The sequence below is a fragment of the Brachyspira sp. genome, from assembly GCF_050873525.1.
GTDB lineage: Bacteria > Spirochaetota > Brachyspiria > Brachyspirales > Brachyspiraceae > Brachyspira.
In genome coordinates this window covers 1-2793 of the sequence record NZ_JBNMIZ010000282.1, presented here as the reverse complement: position 1 = coordinate 2793, position 2793 = coordinate 1, and the positions used below count along the sequence as shown (strand labels likewise).

Sequence of the window (2793 nt, the reverse complement as noted above, 5' to 3'; positions counted from 1 at the left end):
TATTATAAAATAATATCTCAATACACTGTTGAAAGGCTTTATTTGATGTATAAGAATATCGTTAAATCTTCTATGGATAATACAATTAAAATTCTAAAAAAGAACGCGCCGTTATCCGAATTAATCAAAATCGTAAATAAAGAAGGCGTTAGAGTATTAGCCGTAGTAAACGAAGCGAATAAATTAATCGGAATCATAGACGGCAGACAATTATCGGACATAGTTTTAAAACAATTCCCTAAAAAAACCGCCAAAACGGTAAAAACTTCAAAATATACTAAAGATACAAAAAATATAAAATCGGCAAAAAACGATAAAGAAATTTTAGATAAAGAAATTTCGCTTTTTATGAGCAAAGATTTTATAACGGCGTATCCCGAAGACGATTTGGAAAAAATATTCGATTCTATGCTTAAAAATAAACTGGAATATATAGCCGTTGTGGACGACAAAAATAATCCGATAGGAACTTTAAATATTTACGATTTATACGAAACGATTATTAAATTAAAAATAAGAAGCGTAGGTTTGAATATAAGTTTAATAGAAGAAAAATCTTCAATAGAAAAAGACAATGTTATAAAAAATCTGATAAAAGAAATCGACACTTTAAGCGCTCAATCGACAATAGACGCTCGCACGGGATTATATAATGTGAGATATTTTAACAAAGTCATAGAGGAAGAAGTTGAAAGAGCGATAAGATACAATTATAGCATTTCGATAATATTTATGGATTTAGACCATTTCAAAAATGTAAACGATATATACGGACATAACTGCGGGAATTTTATATTGCATGAATTAGGCTCGATTCTGAATAATCCGCATGATAATATTTTAAGGAAAAGCGACATAGCGGTTAGATACGGAGGCGAGGAATTTTTAATTATATGTCCGAATACGAAAAAAGAACAGGCTTATATTTTGGGAGAGAGAATAAGAAAAACTATTGAAAAAAAATCGTTCTCTTATGAAAGAAATATTATAAATATAACAATAAGCATAGGAATATCCGAATATAAACCTTCTTCAAAAAGAATCATTTCCGATACGATAAAAGAAGCCGACAGCGCGATGTATGAAGCGAAACGACTCGGACGAAATAAAACTTTTATCTATAAATATAAATAAAAAAGAAATAAAATTTTCAAATAAATTAAATATTCAAAAAATTCACACGCAAATTCTTTCTTTTCTTCCCATATATTCCTGATAAACTTCTTTCGCTTTATAATAATATTCCGCGGCTTTTTCGTAATTGCCTTCTATAAACTCAATATTTCCCAAATGAAAATAATCGTTCGACTTCGGCGATTCTTCTATATTTTTAGTATATTTCGCCCTGCTTTTTTCCAAATTAGGATAATTGTCTCTCAAACTTTTATTTCTCAAGTTTTTAAGTTCGATAGCGGCGGGAGTATTAGCGGGATAAATCGACAAAGCCTGAATATACATATCTTCCGCTTTCTTATAATCTTTTATTTCATGCAAACAAATTCCGTAATAATGATAATCGTTATAATCGGCTAAATCGTTTTCAACAAGTATTTTATAAAAACTTATCGCTTCTCTATATAATTTATTTCTATAAAAATAATTTGCCATATAAACCAAAGCGACTCTGTCTCTATTGTTTCTTTTAAGCAAATATTTCGCTATTTCCAATCCTTTATGTTCCTCTTTCAAAGCGGAACATAAAGACAAAAATTCATAATAAGGATTAAGATTATGCGAATTATATAAAGAGAGTCCTTTTCTATATAATTCAAAAGCGTCTTTCAATCTTTTTTCTTTTTTGGCAATATCTCCCAAAATAAAATAGGCTTCGGATGCCATCCAGTATTCCAAAAAAGTATTTAAAAATATTTTTGCATGCTCGTAATCGCCGTTTTCAAATAAAGACAAAGCTATTTGCAAATACGATTTCATGTCGTTTCCGTTGCTTAATCTCATGCTTCTTTTTAGAGCTTCCATAGCTTCGCCGTCCACTCCTTTTTTAAATAAGTCTTCCGCAAGGTTGGTTAATTTTATCGCTTTAGTTCCTATAAGCATAATCTCTCCTTTGTATTTTAATAAGATGTTCGGACAAAAACCTCTTCGGCAAAAGCGCTTTCTATGTTTCCGCCCTCTCCTCCTATAGCCGTTATAGTAAAATAATAAGTCTCTCCGTTTCTTAATCCGTTTATAACATATTCCGTTTGATTTCCTACAATTATTGGAATATTATCTGCATTATTATAGATTCCAGATTTCGTGCCGTAATAAATTTTATAGCCCGTTATATTTTCATGCGAACCTTCCCATCTCAATACCGCCGAATTATTAACCGCGGTCGCAGTCAAATTAATCGGTTTTTGAGGTGCTTTCCCGTTATGATAAACGATTTCCATATTGTTTAGGACGGGGCTTATATTTCTTTCCGTATCGCTTTGGAATTCCGCTCGTATTTGAATATATCTTCCGCGCTCGTTAATAATATTATTTCCGTTTAATCGTCTCCATTCTATAAAATTATCCTCTGGCAAAAAATAACTGTCGGAGATTCTATAATAAATATCAATATGAGTTCCGTTTGAAATATTTGCCGTATAATTTATAGAATCTATAAAAATATTATTATTTGTAAAATCTATAACTTCGCTTATTATCTCTCCGTTTTTTAAATATTTATACAAATTAAAATTTTTCTTAAAAATCGGAGTGAAAGAAAAAGCGTCTATTCCGCCAATAAAACCCTGTCCCAAATACAAAGGGTCGTAAATTATATTATTTATATTAAGCATATATGGT

The 2793-nt window shown here is 30.4% G+C and carries 3 protein-coding genes; 1 reads left to right on the top strand and 2 read right to left on the bottom strand.

Annotation, left to right across the window (positions count from 1 at the left end; genetic code table 11):
* Nucleotides 1–1134: diguanylate cyclase (locus ACR0QS_RS12555; RefSeq protein WP_432633794.1), on the top strand; the 1134-nt coding region annotated here is incomplete at its 5' end.
* A 42-nt stretch (nucleotides 1135–1176) separates the two neighbouring features.
* Here ACR0QS_RS12555 and ACR0QS_RS12550 read toward each other — a convergent pair.
* Both ACR0QS_RS12550 and ACR0QS_RS12545 read right to left on the bottom strand, forming a co-directional pair.
* Entirely contained in the window at nucleotides 1177–2055 is an 879-nt protein-coding gene (locus ACR0QS_RS12550) for a tetratricopeptide repeat protein (RefSeq protein WP_432633793.1), read from the bottom strand.
* Between the two features lie 17 nt (nucleotides 2056–2072).
* The coding region (locus tag ACR0QS_RS12545) for a fibronectin type III domain-containing protein (RefSeq protein WP_432633792.1) at nucleotides 2073–2793 on the bottom strand (721 nt) is incomplete at its 5' end.